This is a genomic window from Collinsella sp. AF23-2 (assembly GCF_003459245.1).
Classification (GTDB): Bacteria; Actinomycetota; Coriobacteriia; order Coriobacteriales; family Coriobacteriaceae; genus Collinsella.
Map to the genome: position 1 here is coordinate 1 of NZ_QRVG01000023.1, position 18856 is coordinate 18856.

Consider the following 18856-nt stretch of genomic DNA (forward strand, 5'->3'; position numbering starts at 1 on the left):
GCTATGCGGTTGTCAATTTGCGAAAGAAATTATGCGTCACCGTGTGGCGCCCGGCTCCATGTCGTGGATGAGCGTGGAGCCGGGCGCCACACGGCTCCCGAACGTCGCCAAGGTCTTCGCCCTGCTTGTCTTGCCAAGGCCCTCCCGGATGAAGATTGAATTGCCTGGCTCATCGCAGCCGAGCGCGACACGGCCTCTACCCGAGACCATCATCTCTACACATAGCCCATCATTCGACAAGAACGCGCAGTTTGTCCTGCATAGGCGCATGGTGTCCCCCTCCGCCGCAAGAGGTGAGCAAAAGAGAGGCTCCCCTCGCCACCACCGGACAAAGGGACCTCTCTGGGGAAACACGCTATAAAACCTTCTTGCCGGGCGGTCGAGTACAGCACCGACGGCGTACCCGTGGAGACCTACCCAGAGCCCACGCCATTTCAAGTTTCTTGGTCTTCAACGCCACAATCCGATAATCATCCAGCCGTCGAAATGACCTCGTCACAGGCGGCAAGCATCTCCTCGTCATGAGTGACAACGATTACAATATGGTCTCTCTTAATTTCATGAAGCAATTTGATCAGCGCGCCTCGACTCTTCGCATCAAGTGCTGAGGTCGGTTCATCAAAAAGCATAACGTCCGGCGATTTCAACAGCTGTCTCACAATTGCAATCTTTTGCTTCTCGCCGCCGGACACCCCTCCTTTCCCGCCGTCAAGCATCGCCGTTGCCCCGTTCTCCACAGAAGCAACCATTTCGTCTAGCCCCAATATGACAAGCATCCGATTCAGCTTATCCATCTCGTAATCATCAGAAAGCAGCGTAAGATTATCGAGAATCGTCCCCTCAACGATAGGGGGTTCTTGCTCCGTAATGCTGACTCGACACCGCCGCAATGCATATCGATCGATGCAACGCTGTGACACCCCGTTGTAGCGAACGGCCCCTTCTGTGTCATCTGGATATAGCCCCAATATCACTGACAGCAGCGAGCTCTTCCCCGAACCATTCGGCCCCGAGATTCCATATAGCCGACCCCTGGAAAACGCGAGCCCCTCAATGCTTAACGCGACCCTTTCCGCCCCTGGATAACGTAGCTTGATGTTCTCTAGACGGATTTCCTCAATCGGACCAAGCGCCAATTTGCCATTCGCTTCCACCGGGACATCCCAAATTCTTTTCAGCCGCTCATAGCATACGCGATTAGTCTGGTAATCCCTTCCCCAGCCCAACAAATACTGTACCGCTGAGCTTAAGTTCGAATAATATCCAACAGCAGTCACGAGAAAACCAGGCAACAGTCTCCCGCCCATCACTTCAACCGCGCCCACAGCAAGAAGACATCCTTGAGCGGCGGAAGCGACCAACGCGTTGCCAAAGGTAAATCTAGACCCTACTTCCTGATTTGCTCTCATCGTTGGATAGAGCCCATTAAAAGCTTCGACCAGTACAGCGCGGGACCTATCGAACAAAGCATGTTTGCGGATGAAATCAACTTTCTCCAACTGATCTTGTAGACAGGAAAAAAACCTCGCGCTCTGCTCTTGTACGTCAAAACTTCTCTCAAACAGCCTTGCGCGTGAAACCGCATAAAAAGCGGCACTCGCTGCCGCAAGAACAAGGCAGACCACACTCAACTTGATATTCAGGCTACCGAGAACAAACAGGGCGGACAAAAGGGTGATAACGTTGCTTGAAACCCCCACAACCGAGTTGATTACGAAGATGACAAGGTCATTAGCGTCGTGATTGATTTGCTGGTTATAATACGACGCGTTGAAGCCCTCGAAGAATGCCTGGGGAAGGTGCTTCACGTGCTCAAGCGTATCCGCATTTAAGCCGAACCCCGCATGCGACTGAAGGTTGATGTACAGCATCTCTGAGCAATACACTAGTCCCGCTCGAACCGCTTGGACCGCAACCAAAATAAGGCAACAAACGAGAACGGCGGCAAGATCGGCGCTGGCCGGCATCGCCAATCGGTTTACCACTATGCCGGTAAGAAAGGGACCCGCAAGCGCAAGCAGCCCGACCAAAACTGTTACGACAAGATAGGCGTAGAATCGACCGCCCAGTATATATTTTCTACAGAGATTAAGCATCAGCCTCATTTTGCCCCGCACCCCGTTTTGCCGTATTCATCATCTGGGAGAGCAGCATTTTTTGCTCGGCATCATACCGGAAGGAAACGCAACGTTTCCCCTCACCGTTTAAGGCGTGGTTGGGGCACCCTCCCATGCACATGGGAAAAGCAAAGCACTCTTGGCATTCCGGGTCATCCGGCTCATATGCCATCCAGTTAATCATGTTCTTGCTCAACATTGGCGGCTCGAAAATAGTTCCGACCCTCCGCTCCTTCATTCCAATGTCATCCCAGCACTTATACAAATCTCCGACGGGATCAACCACGTACGAGTTGATTCCAACGGCGCAACATATCCCGAAATTCGTCCCACCAAAAGGTTGAACTTTGAAGCCCCGCGCAATTGCCCTTTTATAAAACTCAGTCTCCTCATACGAGAACTCTTTTACAGTAAAGCAGTGGCTGTCGTTCGCACATACCTGATTGATATCGTCAACAGGGGCTAAATAGAAGTGAACCTTATTCATCAGGCCATTTAGCTCGAGATAATCCAATAGCTCTTGAGCGGCCTCGATGTTGGTCTTGTCGACGTTGCTCCTTATCGAAATATCGATGATGTCGGCACACTCTTTGACGTTCTTGAGAATACGTTCGTATGTAGGGCTTCCGTCGTGAAGAATCCTTCTCGAATCGTGATCCGACTTCGATCCATCTATAGTCACTTGCGCGCTCGTCACACCACATGCCGCGAGCCTCCTTGCAACATCAGGCGTCAGCAGATAGCCATTTGTCACTATCGAGTGGGAATATTCACACGTTGGCCCCACGACATCTTTCAGATCCGACGTAATCCGTTCGATCATCTTCATTCCGAGCAGAGGCTCGCCGCCGTACCATCCAACTGAGAGACTTGCGATACCAGGATAGTAATCTTTCACGAACTTGGAGAGCTGTGTCAAAACCTCCTCGCCCATCGTCGTGTACGCCTGTCCCTTTTCATAGCAGTAGGGACAGCAAAAGTTGCAAGCCATCGTTGGCGCAATGGTAAGGGACAGAGCAGTATTCGCAAAGCGCGCGGCGCGACTTTGCAACCTGATCTCCCCAAGCTCGTCCCTCTCCTCATTGACTAGGATGCCTCCCCTTATCAGCTCCGCGACAAGATCATCGGCATCCCGAACGTCCCCTTCTTGAATCCTTTTGAATTTCTGCGCGTATTCCGGATTTAACGACAGGATGCCGCCGGTTCGCGCATTCATGATAAGAAGACTTCCGTTATGTTCATGCACCACATTAAATTGCGACAGTTTCACTTCGCACCATCTCCATTTCCAACCAAATCCATATCGACCCTCAGACGCTGCGCATACGCCAGCGCACTACCTTCTTCGATAAAAACTGCACGAAAGCAGCAATAGACATGCGAGCGACACGATGACCGCATGGCCGCATGCAGCCATCAGGACCGTCCCGCCGGCAGCCCCGCACGCCCTCATCCAATAAGCCATGTGAACCGGGGGTAAAACGGTTGGGAAACTCATCGCGATAACAAGGCCCGCGAACGTTGCGACCAGCAAGGCTCCCGACACAAGAGATCTGATCCTGAACACCTCATATGCAACCGCAACCATCAGCGTATAAGCGGCGTCTATAACGATATTCGACAGGAGTGCCGAGGTCACATTACCAACCGTAAGGCTGTCTAGACCGCTTCCGGAGCACACGGCAAAGACCGCAGCGACACCGAGAGTAAACACGATGTAGGGGCACAGCGTATACACTTCGCAAGCCAATGTCTTTGCCGCAAACAGCTGCCAGCTGCGGAAGCCCCGAGCAATCGAAACTCCCCTTGCCGACACGCTCGTCGCATCACCGAATAGCGTCCCCGCCACAACAACAGAGACGATTGGGAAGAACACCGTATGCGCCATGGAGACGACACTTAGCCAGGAAGAGATACCCGTTGGCCCAACCCCTATCGAGAAAAGATAGCCCGGATCGGCGGAAAAGCCAAAGAACTGGCCCTCTCCCCCTGCGGAGACCCATGCGCCGGACCCGGCAAACACATAAATCCCCGCGATGCCCAAATACATCAGCGCTATTATCACGGCGAGTTTCATTCTCCTTGCGCGGAACAGTTCCGCCCTGACCGACATCCCAAGATTCATCGAACCGCCGTCCTTACAAATAGCGAGACGAGCGCAACTCCAACCGACACAAGCACAGTGCCGCCCGCATACAGCAAAACCTGAATTACACCAACATTCTGCATACTCAGGGAACACAGGTTCATCAGGTAATACACGGGCGAGAGCATGAGCAGCAAGCTGGGCTGACCGCTTCCGTATGTACTTGGGAACCACACCATCACAAATGTCGAAACCGCTATTGCAACGACGCTGCTCGCCACCACACTCCTCGTGAGCAAATACAGGGCGAAGGTAGCGGCGTACATCGAAATGAGCAGCAGCGCGATCATCAGCGCAATCGATACAAATTGGGCAAACCCTGAGCACGAGGCCCCAACGTCCCATTGGGCCATCTTGGTTAAATACAGCGCAGTCGTAGAAAGAAGATACACGGCACCGACCAGAGTGCAGTTCACCAACAGCTTCGTGATCACAATCGCCGCCTGCGACACCCCTCGCGATCTCGATACGGCGTAAGCCACGGATTCAAAGTCTCTCGACGTAGCGTAAACCGCGTAGAGAATCGTCACCGGAATCCAGACCACTGTAGACGCAAAAGACGTCCGGGCAACAGAGCCCAAAACGTCCCCTGCATCCACTAGGTTTCCAATAAAACCTATAGCCCCTCCAAGCGTATACGGGTCATCACCGGCGACCATGATCAGCACCTCAGACGAAGTCGCAGCCGCAACCACATACAGCACAGCCGCAAGCGCAATCATCAGAGCGGTCGCCGGGTGCCTGGCGAGCAACCATACCTCGCTCCGAAAAGCTGAGATGAACTCGCGTTTCATCACAGCTCGCTCTCTCGACCGATGAGCTCCGAATAAAACTCCTCAAGGCTCTTCCTATGAGAATACGCCTCCGCAACCCTCACACCTGCGGTCGAGAGCGCTTCGATTGCAATGCCCCGCCCTTCCTTTTTCTCCTCATAGCGCATAAGGACGCTGCCGTCCGGCAGAAAAGAATGTGAGGTCTCATCTCCGAGAACCGATCTCGTTCGCTCCAGATCGTCCACATGCAACACGAAACCACCGCGGCATGACTTTTCCAGCTGAGGTGCGGTCATCCTTCGAATGAGGCGACCATGACTTATGAAGAGGTAATCAGTTGCCAGCTTGTGCATCTCCTCAAGATTGTGGCTGGATACGAGAATCGTTTTACCTTGATCTTTGTTAAGATGCGTAAGGATTTTTCTTACTTCGACTATCCCCATCGGATCCAGGCCGTTTGTCGGCTCGTCCAGGATCAACAGCTCCGGATCGCCCAGCAACGCTATGGCCAGATCGAGACGCCTCCTCATTCCCATTGAGAAGTTCTTCACTTTCTTCCCGCCGGCCTCCCCCAAACCGACGGTTGATAACACACCGTCGATGGAACGATCGGTGGGAAGCCCCCACTCAATACAGCGAACGACCAAGTTGTCTCGCGCGGTCAGATTAGGATACGAAGCATTGAGGTCGGGCATATAACCCAGCCTTTCCCTGCAGCTCCGTATTTCACGTCTCCCGGTTTGCCCAAACATCGAGATCGTTCCTGACGATGGCTCCGAAAGCCCCGTGATCAATCGAATTAACGTGCTCTTGCCGGCACCATTCTCCCCAATGAGTGCACACAGCTCGCCTTCCATTAAAGAGAACGAGACTGATTTAACCGCTTCAAACCCGCCATATCTCTTGGATATGGCACGCAATTCAACTGGGACTTCCCGCATGGACGACATCCTCCCCGTCAATAAAAAGGGACGACATGGCAATTGTGCGGGGTTATAGGTAACGTCGGTTCGCCCCCCATATTGCAATGCCACATCGCCCCTCAGGCGCTGCTGGCCAAAATATCTTTGAACAGTCTGTGCACGCCGTACGGCGTGCACTATCCGCTAAAAGCGGATAGTGCACTCCTGTGAAGAACACTTGGTGCTGCAGCTGCCGTGCGCGTAAAAGAAGCAATTGCTGCACATGGGCTCAGCCCCGGCTGACGGCTCGGTAATCCATTCCATTTCATTCCCCTCCTTTCGCGGTAGAAAGCCAGTTCATCTCTGCCCCCTAGAAACGGAACGTGCAGGACTGATTGGGGCACCTCTTCGTGCATCCCCCGTGCGCGTAGAAGAAGCAGTTGCCGCACGCGGGTGCAACGCCTTCCTCCGGCTCGTTAATCCAATCCATCTCTCCCTCCTTTCCTTGCATACCGAATTGATAATATTATTCTAATTCGATATGTATCATATTTCAATATAAGCTTATTTATATATTACACAAGGTAAGCACCCCCCTGCATCCAGCACAGGAAATGACTCTCTCGTTCCCCAGTGACGCGGCGAGAAATACAGGCCACTGCAGGACGTTGAATGAACAGCCCGTGAAAACCGTTGTTTTCACGGGCTGCACCTGCTCAATACTTTTTTATTCTCCAGCCTCAGTCGTCTCTAAGATCGACCACGTAAACATGATCTGACTCCAGGACCGGGTCATCACCCGTCGCGGTCGCCCTGCTCAGCGCGTTGCGGGCGCGCCGCGTCGCCAGTTCCTCAAGTTCTCTTTCGTTGACGCGCTTAATAAGATCGCCAGGCTGGCAATCAAGCTCTACGCAAATATCCAGCAATGTCTTTAACCTAATTGCCTTCACCTTGCCATTTCGTATTTTTGAGATACTTGCCGGTGTGTGCCCGGTCGCCCGAATGATATCCGTACTCGTCTTTCCGCGTCGAAGCAATAAGCTTTCAAGCTCAATAATCAGATAGTCCATGCCGCCCCTCACACCAAATCCTCGGTCTGGTCTTGAAGCAGAGCTCCGTAGCGCCATATCGCAGAAATCGAGAAGCAGCAAACGGCCCCCAGCACAGCACCAATATCTATGGGCAGGGCCAGGTTTTCAAACATCGAATAGGCGTTCCCCAGCAAGTCGAAGGGGCCAATCACTATCGAAAGAAACCCCGGAGAAAACAAGAGGTCACCTATTGCCGCTGCAACAAACAGCCACCCGATAATCGAGATTCTTCGAGCATGCGAAAGGGTAAAGGGCGATTCGCCATGAGCCATGTCCATGCTGATTCCCCGCAGGGTCCATGTGGCCCCTCCGGAAATCAGAAGATACATCAAAGGAACCACTACGGAAACCGTCTTTGATGGATCATATAGGTTTCCTTGAGCAGCCATAAGCCCAATGGAAATAACCACCACCACCGAACAGCAACACACCGCTATAAACAGCGCCGTAAACAGAATCCCAAGCCTTCTTCCGAGAGTCATCATCTTCTGGATGGACTTATCGATCTTCTGGGCGCTATTCACCACAGCTCCTCCTAAAGCAATCAGAGGTCTTCTTACTTACTGTTTTTCCTACATTGTAACGAACTCGATAAGAAGAGGGTCGCTTCACGCCGCGCAATCCCGAACTCCAAGCGTTTCTCATCAGCATTGCCCATCTTTCGAGTCGAAATTCAAATCCAGTTTCTTATCGCATGCTGAAATCAACCCGAACTGGATGTGACTGGAAAACAGCGCGCTGCGTCGGTCGCGCTTTCCCGAGCGACTCTGGCACAACAGACGATATGAGTTGAACATTGGGGCCTCTCCCCTTGCAGCTCTCTCGTGGGTCGGGCGACAATGGTCGTACCATCAACCGCGGCCGCGCGCTGCGGGCCCTCGGCCTCGGCTGCGTCGTCGGGGCGGTCCCGAAGATGCACCGGCCCGCGGCCGACCGCGGCCGCAAGAACGACCGCCGCGACGCCGAGTGGCTGGCACGCATGCTGGCGCGCCGCAACGTCGTCGAGGTGTGGGTCCCCGACGAGCGCCCTCGAGGACGCGCGCGACGACCTGCAACACGCCAAGCAGCGGATGTCGAAGTTCCTGCTGCGCCACGGCCTCGTCTTCGACGAGACGACGCCGGCCGGCAGGCGCAGGGGCGCCTGGACGGGGGCCTACTGGGACTGGACGGAGTCCCTCTCCTTCGACGAGCCCGACGACGCCGCGGCCTACGAGCACTACATGGACGGAAATGACCTGGTAGAGAACCCTCGCACCGTCTACGTCGCAGGGGACGTAGACGAACTCGTCGAGCACGAGCAGCCTCGCGGGCGACACGTCGTTCAACAGTTTCGACAGCGTTCCCTTGCGCTTCGCGTTGCCGAGCTCGAGAACCAGCTGCGCGGTCTGCCAGAACCTGACCGACATGTCCGCGGCGACCGCGCGCATCGTGAGGGCGACTGCCATGCGCGTCTTGCCGCGCCTGGACTTACCGAAGAAGACGAGGTCTTCGCGCGATTGTTTGTGTCAACGGCCAACTGAATGTGAACCCTTCTTGCATTGTTGCAACCTGGCTGGCAGCCGGTCTTTAATGACGACGACCATTGTCGCCCGACCCACAAAAGAGCCGCAAGGGGAGGAGCTCCCAATGTTCAACTCATATCGTCTATGGCGCACTACCATTCACCGAAAGTCGGCAACTTTTTCATTCTCTCTATACATGTTTAAACAACATGTTCTACAATAGGGACAATAGCAATGGAAACTCGGGACGAGCCGTCTATCCATCTACGGCGCAGCCCCTTATTCAAAAGGACGGTGAGTGCATCCATGGAGCGTGCAAGCGGCGTTCTGATGCCCGTTTCGTCATTGCCCGGACCTTACGGTATCGGCGGCTTTGGCTGGAACGCCTATGACTTTGTCGATTTCCTCGCCTCGTGCAAACAACATTACTGGCAGATTCTCCCCCTTACGACAACGAGCTATGGCGACTCGCCCTATCAGTCGTTCTCGGCCCGTGCGGGCAACCCCAATTTCATCGACTTTGCCGAGCTTATCGAGGCCGGCTATCTGGAGCAGTGCGATATCGACGGCGTGTACCTGGGCTCCGACCCCAGCAATGTCGACTATGGTGCCATCTTTGGTGGCCGTCGTCAGATTCTCGACCGCGCCGCCGAGCGCTTTGCCGCCGACAAGCCGGCCGACTTCGACGACTTTGTCCAAGCAAACGAAGACTGGCTCATCCCCTACTGCGAGTTCATGACCGTCAAGGAGGAGTGCGGTCTCAAGGCCTTTTGGGAGTGGCCCGCAGAGCTCCGTACCCGCGGCGAGGCTTCTGCCAAGGTCTGCGCCGCCCATCCCGCGCGCATGCTCTACCACCAGATGACGCAGTACTTCTTCAATCGTCAGTGGAGCCGCCTCAAGGCCTATGCCAACGAGCGCGATATCCTCATCATCGGCGACCTGCCCATCTATGTCTCGCGCGACTCCGTCGAGATGTGGGCCACGCCCGAGCTCTTTAAGATCGACGCCGCCGGTAATCCTGTGAGTGTCGCCGGCACGCCGCCCGACCAGTTCTCGGCCACCGGCCAGTACTGGGGCAATCCCATCTACGACTGGGACGCCATGGAAGCCGACGGTTTCTCCTGGTGGGAGGGCCGTATCCGCGCCGCCCTCGACATGTACGATGTCATCCGCCTGGATCACTTCCGCGGCTTCGAGGCCTATTGGGAGGTGCCGTTCTCCTCACCCGATTCGTCCTACGGTTCGTGGACGCAGGGCCCCGGCCTCAAGTTCTTCAAGACGCTCGAGGAAAAGCTCGGCACGCTGCCCATCATCGCCGAAGACCTGGGCTTCCTCACCCCCGGCGTCATCGACATGCGCGACAACTCGGGCTTCCCCGGCATGAAGATCTTGCAGTTCGCCTTTGAGGGCACCAACTCGTACTACCTGCCGCACAACTACATTGCCAACACCGTCGCCTATGTGGGCACACACGACAACGAGACGGCGCGCGGTTGGTTTGAGGGAACGGCCACCCCGCGTCAGCGCGAGCAGGCGGCCCTGTACACCCACCAGCAGGCAGGCGAGCCCATGGCCGATGCACTCAACCGCGCCATCGCCGCCAGCGTAAGCGATACCTGCATCTACACCATGCAGGACCTGCTCAACCTGGGCAACGAGGCGCGCATCAACACTCCCGCCACCATGGGCGGCAACTGGACCTGGCGCATGCTCGATGGCGCCATCACCCGCGAGCTCGAGCACAAGCTCACCGGCTGGACCGAGACCTACTTCCGCATCCCGTCGGAAGACGAAATTGAGCTTCCCCAATAGGAGCCACCGCGCCCGACCCCACCCCATCGTGCGGACGCGTCCGTTTTCCCCGCGCGAGGCCACTCCAATCCCTCGCGCGGGCTTCTTTTGAATTTCTGACATGTAATCAACCCATCACAGGAGGAAACATGCCCCGTATCAATCTTGCGGATCTTGCCGAGCAGTCCTTTGGCACCTCGCTCGAGCAGCTCGATGACCGTCGTATTTATAAGCTGCTGGCCAAGCTCGTGCAGGAGCGCTCTGCCGCCTGTCCTCTCAACAACGGCAAGAAAAAGCTCTACTACATCTCTGCCGAGTTTTTGATCGGCAAGCTGCTCATCAACAATATGATCGACCTTGGCATCTATGACGAGGTTAAGGACCAGCTCACCGCCGCGGGCCACGACCTCAACAAGATCGAGGAGTTCGAGGTCGAACCGTCGCTCGGCAACGGCGGCCTGGGCCGTCTGGCCGCATGCTTCCTGGATTCCATCGCCACGCTGGGCTTGACCGGCGATGGCGTGGGCCTCAACTACCATTACGGCCTGTTCCGCCAGCGCTTTGTCGACAACCAGCAGAAGGCCGTCCCCGACGAGTGGCTCGGTGAGCAGGACATCCTAGTCGACGACGACCGCTCCTACACCGTCGAGTTCGGCGATTTTGCCGTTACCTCCAAGCTCGTCAACATCGACGTGCCCGGTTACGGCCAGCCCACCAAGAACCGTCTGCGCCTGTTCGACCTGGCGAGCGTCGACGACGGCCTGGTCCCCGGCAGCTCCATCGACTTCGACAAGACCGAGATTGCCAAGAACCTCACCTTGTTCCTGTACCCCGACGATTCCGACGAGCAGGGCCGTCTGCTTCGCATCTACCAGGAATACTTTATGGTGAGCAACGCCGCCCAGCTCCTGATCGACGAGGCCATCGAGCGCGGCAGCAATCTGCACGATCTGGCCGACTACGCCGTGGTCCAAATTAACGACACGCACCCCACCATGGTCATCCCCGAGCTCATTCGCCTGCTCACCACCGAGCACGACATTGAGTTTGACGAGGCCGTTGCCATCGTGCGCTCCATGGTCGCCTACACCAACCACACGATCCTTGCCGAGGCGCTCGAGAAGTGGCCGCTCGCCAGCCTGCAGAAGGTCTCCCCCGCCATCGCCGACATCATCGTCAAACTCGACGAGATTGCCAAGGCCGAGCACGATGACCCGCGCGTTGCCATCATCGACGAGTATGAGACCGTCCACATGGCCCACATGGACATCCACTTTGGCTTCTCCATCAATGGCGTCGCCGCACTCCACACCAAGATCCTGGAGGACACCGAGCTTCATCCGTTCTACGAGATCTATCCCGAGAAGTTCTCCAATAAGACCAACGGCATCACCTTCCGCCGCTGGATCCATGGCGCCAATCCCGCGCTCGCCAGCCTGCTCGACGACGTGATCGGCACCGATTGGCGTAGCACCGGCGACCTGAGCAAGCTCGCCGACTTCGCCGACGACAAGGATGTTCTTGAGCGCTTGGCCGCCACCAAGGTCGAGGCCAAAAGCATCATGCGCCAGTTCATGGCACTCGAGCAGGGCGTGACCATTCCCTCCAACGCCATCATCGATGTTCAGGTCAAGCGTATCCATGAGTACAAGCGCCAGCAGATGCTCGCGCTCTACATCATCTGGAAGTATCTCGACATCAAGAACGGCAATAAGCCTAAGCACCCCGTCACCATCATCTTTGGCGGCAAGGCGGCTCCTGCCTACACCATTGCCCAAGACATCATCCATCTGATCCTGACGCTGTCGCAGTGGATTGCAAACGACCCCGACGTGGCCCCCTACCTGCAGGTTGTCATGATCGAGAACTACAACGTCACCGCTGCCGAGCGCGTGATCCCCGCTGCTGACATCTCCGAGCAGATCAGCCTGGCCTCCAAGGAAGCGAGCGGCACCTCCAACATGAAGTTCATGCTCAACGGCGCCCTGACCCTGTGCACGCTCGACGGCGCCAATGTGGAGATCGCCGAGCTCGTCGGCGACGAGAACATCTACACCTTTGGCGCCTCGTCCAAGCAGGTCGAGCAACTCTACGCCGACGGCACCTATGACGCCGGCGCGCTCTACCGCAAGCCCGGCATCAAGCTGCTGGTGGACTTTATCACCAACCCCGCCTTTATGGCGACCGGCAACGCCGAGCGTCTGCAGCGCCTGCACGACGACATCAAGGGCAAGGATTGGTTTATGGCCCTGCTCGACATTGAGGAGTACATCCAGACCAAGGAGCGTGTGCTGGCCGACTACGAGGACCAGGATGTCTGGATGCGCAAGGCGCTGATCAACATCGCCAACGCCGGCACCTTCTCGTCCGACCGTACGATCTCCCAGTACAACGACGAGATCTGGCACCTGGACTAACCCATTCCCCTTATCCATCCTCTTGAGAAACGGAGTCGTGGCAACACGGCTCCGTTTTTTGCGCCCGTGCGTACCCGTGGCCCGCCTCGACCAAATCGTCTCAATCTGTAACACCTACTCGGCGAAAACGGTCCTACCTGTTACAGATCAAGACAAACCGGTCCTTTCCCTAGGGTTTATCTCAATCTGTAGCATCTAACGTCCGAAATCCGCCCTTACTGTTACAGATCGAGACAAATGGATAAGCTGGCTAAAACAATCTCGCTCTGTAACAGGTAGCTGCCGAAATCAGCCTCTCGTGTTATAGATCGAGATGGAAGGACAGGCGGCTCAACTCAATCTCGTTCTGTAACATCTAAACCCAATTCGAACCTCCACCTGTTACAGATCAAGACAAACGACCGACCAGACAACCCCGTCATAAGGAAAGGCTCCCCTCTCGCCCAGTGGACGGGAGGGGAGCCTTATATGTGACCGCGGCAAAAGGATGGCAAAGCCGCAGTCGCCCAAAGGGAGGGCCTGGATGCACCGGGCCTAGATAAGGTTCTTGCCAGACACCTTATCGAAGAGATGAGTCGCGTTCTTCTCGAACTTGAACCAGATGGGGTCGCCAGCCTTGAGCGCGCCCTTGGCCTCGAGGTCGACGACGGGGATAATCAGGACAAACTGGCCGTCGGGAGCGGTCACGTGGACATGCTCGGTCGAGCCCATGAGCTCGGTCACCTCGACGGTGCCCTGGAGCGCACCCTCCTCGCCCTTGTCGGCAAGCAGGATCTGCTCGGGGCGCACGCCGGCCGTAATCTCCTTCACGTCGCCGCCGTCCCAGTTGAGGGCAAGCTGAGCGCAAGTCTCCGGGGCGAGCGCCACGTTCATATCCTCGGTCTTGACAGTAAAGCCGTTGCCCGAGCGCACCAGCTGGGCATCGAAGAAGTTCATCTGCGGCACGCCGATGAAGCCGGCGACGAAGATGTTCGCGGGATGGTTGAAGACCTCCTGCGGCGTGGCGATCTGCTGGACGACGCCGTCCTTCATGACCACGATGCGGTCGCCGAGGGTCATAGCCTCGGTCTGGTCGTGGGTAACGTAGATGAAGGTGCCCTTGATCTCGTGACGCAGCTTAATGAGCTCGGCGCGCATCTGGTTACGAAGCTTGGCATCCAGGTTGGACAGCGGCTCGTCCATCAGGAAGACCTTGGGGTCACGCACGATGGCGCGGCCGATGGCGACGCGCTGGCGCTGGCCGCCAGAGAGCGCCTTGGGCTTACGGTCGAGGTACTCGGTAATACCCAGGATCTCGGCAGCGGAGCGAACCTTGCGGTCGATCTCGTCCTTGGGGACCTTCTTGAGCTCAAGCGTAAACGCCATGTTCTCGTACACCGTCATATTGGGGTACAGAGCATAACTCTGGAACACCATGGCGATGTCGCGGTCCTTGGGCGCCACGTCGTTGACGCGCTTGCCATCGATGAACACATCGCCGGAGGTGATGTCCTCCAGGCCGGCGACCATGCGCATCGTCGTGGACTTACCGCAGCCAGAAGGGCCAACGAGGACGATGAACTCCTGGTCGTGAACGGTGAGGTTGAAGTCCTCTACAGCGAGCACACCGTCCTCGGTAACCTTGAGGTTGTGCTTCTTCTCCTCGGTCTTCTTCTTTTTGCCAAAGAAGCCCTTCTTTTTTGACTCGTTGTTGGGATACACCTTCTGAACATGTTTGAGAACGATCTCGGCCATGTCTTTACCTTTCGATACGCGGCGCCGCGCTGAGAGGCGCCGCCAAAACTTGCAAAACAGTTACGGCATCAGCCCTTGACGGCACCTGCCACCACACCGTCGATGATGTACTTCTGGCAGAAGATGTACATGATGACGATGGGGATGACGACCATCATGATGCACGCCATCATGGGGCCGAGCTCGACGTGGCCATAGCCGCCACGGAAGTACTGGATCAAGATAGGAATGGTCTTGTACTTGGTGGAGTCGAGCGTAAGGTAGGGCAGCAGATAGTCGTTCCAGACCCACATGGTCTCGAGGATGCCGACCGAAAGATAGGTGGGCTTCATAATGGGAAGGACGATCTTAAAGAACACTTGGACCGGGTTGCAGCCGTCGATCATGGCCGCTTCCTCAATCTCGAGCGGGATGTTCTTGACGAAGCCGGCGAACATAAAGACCGCGAGGCCCGCGCCAAAACCAAGGTAGATGAAGCAGATGTTAAACGGCGTGTTAAAGCCGATGCGGTCCGCGAGGTTGGACAGCGTGAACATGAGCATCTGGAACGGTACGACCATCGAGAAGACGAACAGGTAATAGAAGAAGTTCGAGATCTTGCTGTTGACGCGCACCACGTACCAAGCGCACATGGAGCAGCACACCAGAATCAGCACGACCGACGTGACCGTGATGATAAGAGAGTACATAAACGCCGAGGCAAAGCCCTGCTCGTTCAGAGCGTGCACGTAGTTTGCGAGGCCGTTGAACGTCTCAGGCGTGAGCAGATCGAACGCCGTGGTGGTGCTGATTGCGGTCGCTTTCTTAAAGGAATTGAGCGCAATCATGAACACGGGGTAGATCCATGCGAGCGACAGAATCGTAAAGAAGATCGAGAGCGCGCGGTTGATAGCCTTATCGCGTTTCATTACTGCTGCACCTCCTTGGACCTCGTGGCCTTAAGCTGGATCATAGAAATAGCGACAACCAGGATGCAGAAGATAACTGCCTTGGCCTGACCGATGCCCTGCCATGCGATGCCAGCACGCGAATAGAACGTGTTGTAGATGTTCAGGGCGAGCATCTCGGTGGAGTGCGCCGGGGCGCCACCGGTAAGGGCGAGGTTCTGGTCGAACAGCTTAAAGCCGTTGGTGATGGACAGGAACAGGCAGATGGTGATGGTCGGCATCAGGTTGGGGATCTTAACCTTCCAAAACGTCTGCCATGCCGTAGCGCCATCGACCTTGGCGGCCTCGATGTAATCAGACGGAATGGACTGCAGACCGGCGATGTAGATGATCATCATGTAGCCGACCTGCTGCCACAGGGTCAGGATGATAAGGCCCCAGAAGCCAGCAGCAGAGTTAAGGGCGATGAGCTGGGCGCCCACGTTGGAGAGCAGGCAGTTGATCAGAATCTGCCAAATGTAGCCCAGCACGATGCCGCCAATCAGGTTAGGCATAAAGAAAATCGTACGGAAGATGTTGGTGCCCTTGAGCGCCTTGCGAGTGAGCGCCTGCGCAATGGCCAGCGCGATCACGTTGATGAGCACCGTCGACAGGAAGGCAAACGCCACGGTAAAGAAGAACGACGTGGAGAACTGCGGGTCGGTCAGTGCGCGCACGTAGTTCTCGATACCGACAAAGTGCGCGTTATTGATGGTAATAAACTGGCAGAACGAGAGATAGAAACCCTGGATAAAGGGAATCACGAACCCGATCATAAACGCCAGGCACGTGGGCAGCATAAAGAGCGGCCACCAGCGCTTGAGTGCTTTGCCCATAGAAGGGTCCTTTCAATATGCAGGGGGCGGGCAAACCTACGTCTGCCCGCCCCCTGTCGCTAATCAGATAGCTTGGGCAGCAACTGCTTACTCGGAAGCAGCCTTCTCGGTCTTCCAGCCATCGACGAAGGCGTTCTTGACGCCGTCCCACTTGGTGTTGTCGGCAGCATAAGCGATGAGAGCCTGCTTGAGGTTCTTCTTCCACTCCTCGGAGGGGATGTAAACGAAGTCCCAAGCGACGGTCTTCTTGCCGTCCTTGGCCATAGCAACGGCCTGCTGAGAGAAGACGTTGGTGGTCTCCTTAGCGCTCTTGAACGGGGCGGTCAGGCCCATCTTGTCAGCGATGATGCTGGTGGCGGTGTCAGAAGTGACGCACCAATACATGAAGTCCTCGGTGGCCTTCTGGGCATCCTCGGAAGCCTGGGAGCTGACGCACCAGTAGTTCTCGCCGCCGGAGCACAGGCCCTGGTTCTCCTCGCCGTCGACGCCGATGTAGATCGGCAGCATGCCGAGCTGGTCGTCGGTCATACCGGCCTTGGTGAGGTCGGCGTAGGCCCAAGAGCCGTTCTGGTAGAAGACGGCCTTGCCGGTTGCGAACTCGTTGGTGGCGTCGTCACCGGTCTTGGAGGCGAGCTGCGAAGGATCGCAGGTGGAGTCGGTGATGTACAGGTCGAAGATCTGCTTAAAGTTGTCGAGATACTCGCCCTTGATCTCGTCGTCCTCCTGGTTGTGCTCCTTCTCGAACTCGTAGTAGAGCGGGAGGTTGGCGAGGTGGGTGGTGTAGCGCCAGCTGGAGGAGTCATCCATGCCGGCGGAAGTGAAGGCACCGTCAACGCCGAGCTCGTCCTTGCGGGCCTGGATGTCATCGGCGCAAGCCTTCAGCTTGTCGAAGGAGTTGATGTCCTCGGCCTTGTAGCCGGCCTTCTCGAGGAGCTCCTTGTTGTAGATGATGCCGTAGCTCTCCTGAACCCAGTCGATACCCAGATCCTTGCCGTCGGACTGCAGCGCCAGGGAGTCGTCGATGAGCTCGCCGCGGAGCTTGGTGTCGGAAAGATCGGCGCAGTAGTCCTTCCAGTTCTTAAGGCCGGTGGGGCCGTTGACCTGGAACAGCGTCGGAGCGGAGCTCTTGGACATCTCGGACTTGAGCTTCTCCTCGTAGGTGTTGGAGGCGGCGGTCACGATCTTGACCTCGACGCCCTTCTCCTTCTTGTACGCCTTGGCGATCTCCTTCCACTCCTTGTCGACCTCGGGCTTGAACTGGAGGAAGTAGACCTCGGCAGCGTCACCGGAAGCAGAGGAGCCAGAGCCGGCAGAACCACCGCAGCCCACGAGGCCCAGACCAAGAACCGCAGCCGCGGAACCAGCAAAGCCCAGGAACTGCCTTCTGCTCATTTCGTTCTTCATTACAATCCACCCTTTCACACCGTGGCGGCACCCTTTGCCGCCGCCTTCGGAGATTGGCTCGGGGACTTTGCCCCTTTTGCTGACTTGTACAATACGCTATTTGGCTAGTTGTTTGAACAAGTATTACTAGAGCGGTAGAAAAACTTCGGTGAACGGTAATTTCAACTTGATACTTGACAAGTTTTGTATAAACAATTATTTATTATCGAATGCAGAGAAAACGCCCGATCAAGCCGATGCATCGTCGGTTTGACCGGGCGTTTTCGCTTTGAGGGCATGAGTCTCGTCAGGCTGCGAGCTAGCCGGCTATCGCTTGGAGTTGACGCGGTAGTGGAAGATCTCGGGATGCGTGCGGGCATGCGTGACCTCGAACAAGATGCCGTCCGAGGTGTACGACTGGCTCTCCATAACGGCGACGCAGTTGTACTTGCCAAGGTCCAAGTAGCTGCAGTCCTCATCGTTGGCGAGCTCGACACTCACCGTACGACGGCTCGCCATCACTTTGACGCCGCGCTTGTGCTCCAGATAGCCGTAGATAGAATCCGCCGCGATCTCGGGGGTCAGGCCCTTGGCGATCGACGCCAAAAAGTAGCCATGGTCCACTTGGCGCGCGCTGCCGTTGAGGCTTCGGACACGCATTACGCGAATCAGCTCCTCGCCCACCTTAAAGCCCAGGCGACGAGAGAGTTGCTCAGTGCAAATCAAATGTTCAAAAGACTTGACCTCGGTCGATGCGACGGCATTGTTGCGTTTTGCGAACTCGCCAAACGACTCAACCTCTTCGAGTGCGCCCAGCATGTCGGTTTCGCCCTTAAGCCAAATAACGCGCACGCCCTTACCGTGTATAGGCTGCACAAACATCTGGTCGGCCAGCATGCTCAAGGCGCGTCGAACGGTATTGCGCGTGCAGCCAAACTCCGCGGTCAGCTCGGCTTCGGTTGGCAGCATCTCCTGAAACGCATAGGTCCCGTTGATGATGCGCGAACGGATCTCGCGGTAGATTCCTTCGTAAATCGCTTTTGGCATGATTTCACCTCTAATGAATATGTATGGCTAGGCACGATAGCATTTCTTTGGGTTGTTTAAACCGTCTATCGGCAAAGCACCGATTATTAACTGTCAACGGCGCCCGTGATGCTCCAATCGATTCGAATCAAAACCAACAATGCGGCGAACGCTCACTCCCCTACAATTAACTCATTGTTTAAACGTTCCAC

General features: G+C 56.2%; 15 protein-coding genes. 2 read left to right on the plus strand and 13 right to left on the minus strand.

The window, feature by feature from the left end; translation table 11 throughout:
- Positions 1 to 470: 470 nt before the first annotated feature.
- The 8 genes from DWY03_RS08380 to DWY03_RS10360 form a co-directional block, all read right to left on the minus strand.
- Positions 471 to 2105, minus strand: coding sequence for an ABC transporter ATP-binding protein (locus tag DWY03_RS08380; RefSeq protein ID WP_084591801.1), 1635 nt, complete (start codon positions 2103 to 2105; stop codon positions 471 to 473).
- On the minus strand, positions 2089 to 3387 hold the full coding sequence (locus DWY03_RS08385) for a radical SAM/SPASM domain-containing protein (protein WP_117840442.1): 1299 nt from the start codon (positions 3385 to 3387) through the stop codon (positions 2089 to 2091). Before DWY03_RS08385 ends, DWY03_RS08380 begins: the two co-directional genes overlap by 17 nt.
- Positions 3388 to 3453: 66 nt before the next feature.
- Positions 3454 to 4242: a hypothetical protein gene (locus DWY03_RS08390; RefSeq protein ID WP_035137757.1), complete on the minus strand. Its 789-nt coding sequence runs from the start codon at positions 4240 to 4242 to the stop codon at positions 3454 to 3456.
- Positions 4239 to 5057 (minus strand): hypothetical protein, encoded by an 819-nt coding sequence (locus tag DWY03_RS08395; RefSeq protein ID WP_117564851.1) that lies wholly within the window; start codon positions 5055 to 5057, stop codon positions 4239 to 4241. Before DWY03_RS08395 ends, DWY03_RS08390 begins: the two co-directional genes overlap by 4 nt.
- On the minus strand, positions 5057 to 5977 hold the full coding sequence (locus tag DWY03_RS08400) for an ABC transporter ATP-binding protein (RefSeq protein ID WP_035137759.1): 921 nt from the start codon (positions 5975 to 5977) through the stop codon (positions 5057 to 5059). Before DWY03_RS08400 ends, DWY03_RS08395 begins: the two co-directional genes overlap by 1 nt.
- Before the next feature lie 701 nt (positions 5978 to 6678).
- Positions 6679 to 7008, minus strand: a complete 330-nt coding sequence (locus tag DWY03_RS08405) for a helix-turn-helix transcriptional regulator (protein ID WP_052044110.1) — start codon at positions 7006 to 7008, stop codon at positions 6679 to 6681.
- An 8-nt stretch (positions 7009 to 7016) separates the two neighbouring features.
- Complete coding sequence (locus tag DWY03_RS08410) at positions 7017 to 7553, minus strand: hypothetical protein (protein ID WP_035137761.1); 537 nt, start codon at positions 7551 to 7553, stop codon at positions 7017 to 7019.
- A 327-nt stretch (positions 7554 to 7880) separates the two neighbouring features.
- Positions 7881 to 8474: an ATP-binding protein gene (locus DWY03_RS10360; RefSeq protein ID WP_084591805.1), complete on the minus strand. Its 594-nt coding sequence runs from the start codon at positions 8472 to 8474 to the stop codon at positions 7881 to 7883.
- Between the two features lie 291 nt (positions 8475 to 8765).
- On the opposite strand from DWY03_RS10360, the gene malQ reads away from it, so the two are divergent.
- Together malQ and glgP are read left to right on the plus strand one after the other, a co-directional pair.
- Positions 8766 to 10343, plus strand: a complete 1578-nt coding sequence (gene malQ, locus DWY03_RS08420; protein ID WP_255413150.1) for a 4-alpha-glucanotransferase — start codon at positions 8766 to 8768, stop codon at positions 10341 to 10343.
- Between the two features lie 128 nt (positions 10344 to 10471).
- Positions 10472 to 12739, plus strand: coding sequence for a glycogen/starch/alpha-glucan family phosphorylase (glgP, locus tag DWY03_RS08425; protein ID WP_117840443.1), 2268 nt, complete (start codon positions 10472 to 10474; stop codon positions 12737 to 12739).
- A 534-nt stretch (positions 12740 to 13273) separates the two neighbouring features.
- Here glgP and DWY03_RS08430 read toward each other — a convergent pair.
- From DWY03_RS08430 to DWY03_RS08450, 5 genes are all read right to left on the minus strand, one after another.
- Positions 13274 to 14473 (minus strand): ABC transporter ATP-binding protein, encoded by a 1200-nt coding sequence (locus DWY03_RS08430; RefSeq protein ID WP_117584246.1) that lies wholly within the window; start codon positions 14471 to 14473, stop codon positions 13274 to 13276.
- A 68-nt stretch (positions 14474 to 14541) separates the two neighbouring features.
- The gene (locus tag DWY03_RS08435; protein WP_117584245.1) at positions 14542 to 15381 is read right to left on the minus strand and encodes a carbohydrate ABC transporter permease; all 840 of its coding nucleotides are present in this window, start codon (positions 15379 to 15381) and stop codon (positions 14542 to 14544) included.
- Positions 15381 to 16235: a carbohydrate ABC transporter permease gene (locus DWY03_RS08440; RefSeq protein WP_099432301.1), complete on the minus strand. Its 855-nt coding sequence runs from the start codon at positions 16233 to 16235 to the stop codon at positions 15381 to 15383. The genes DWY03_RS08435 and DWY03_RS08440 overlap by 1 nt, the downstream gene beginning before the upstream one ends.
- 87 nt (positions 16236 to 16322) lie before the next feature.
- Positions 16323 to 17639 (minus strand): ABC transporter substrate-binding protein, encoded by a 1317-nt coding sequence (locus DWY03_RS08445; RefSeq protein WP_055252173.1) that lies wholly within the window; start codon positions 17637 to 17639, stop codon positions 16323 to 16325.
- Positions 17640 to 17945: 306 nt separating this feature from the next.
- Complete coding sequence (locus DWY03_RS08450; RefSeq protein ID WP_117840445.1) at positions 17946 to 18665, minus strand: GntR family transcriptional regulator; 720 nt, start codon at positions 18663 to 18665, stop codon at positions 17946 to 17948.
- Positions 18666 to 18856: the final 191 nt, after the last annotated feature.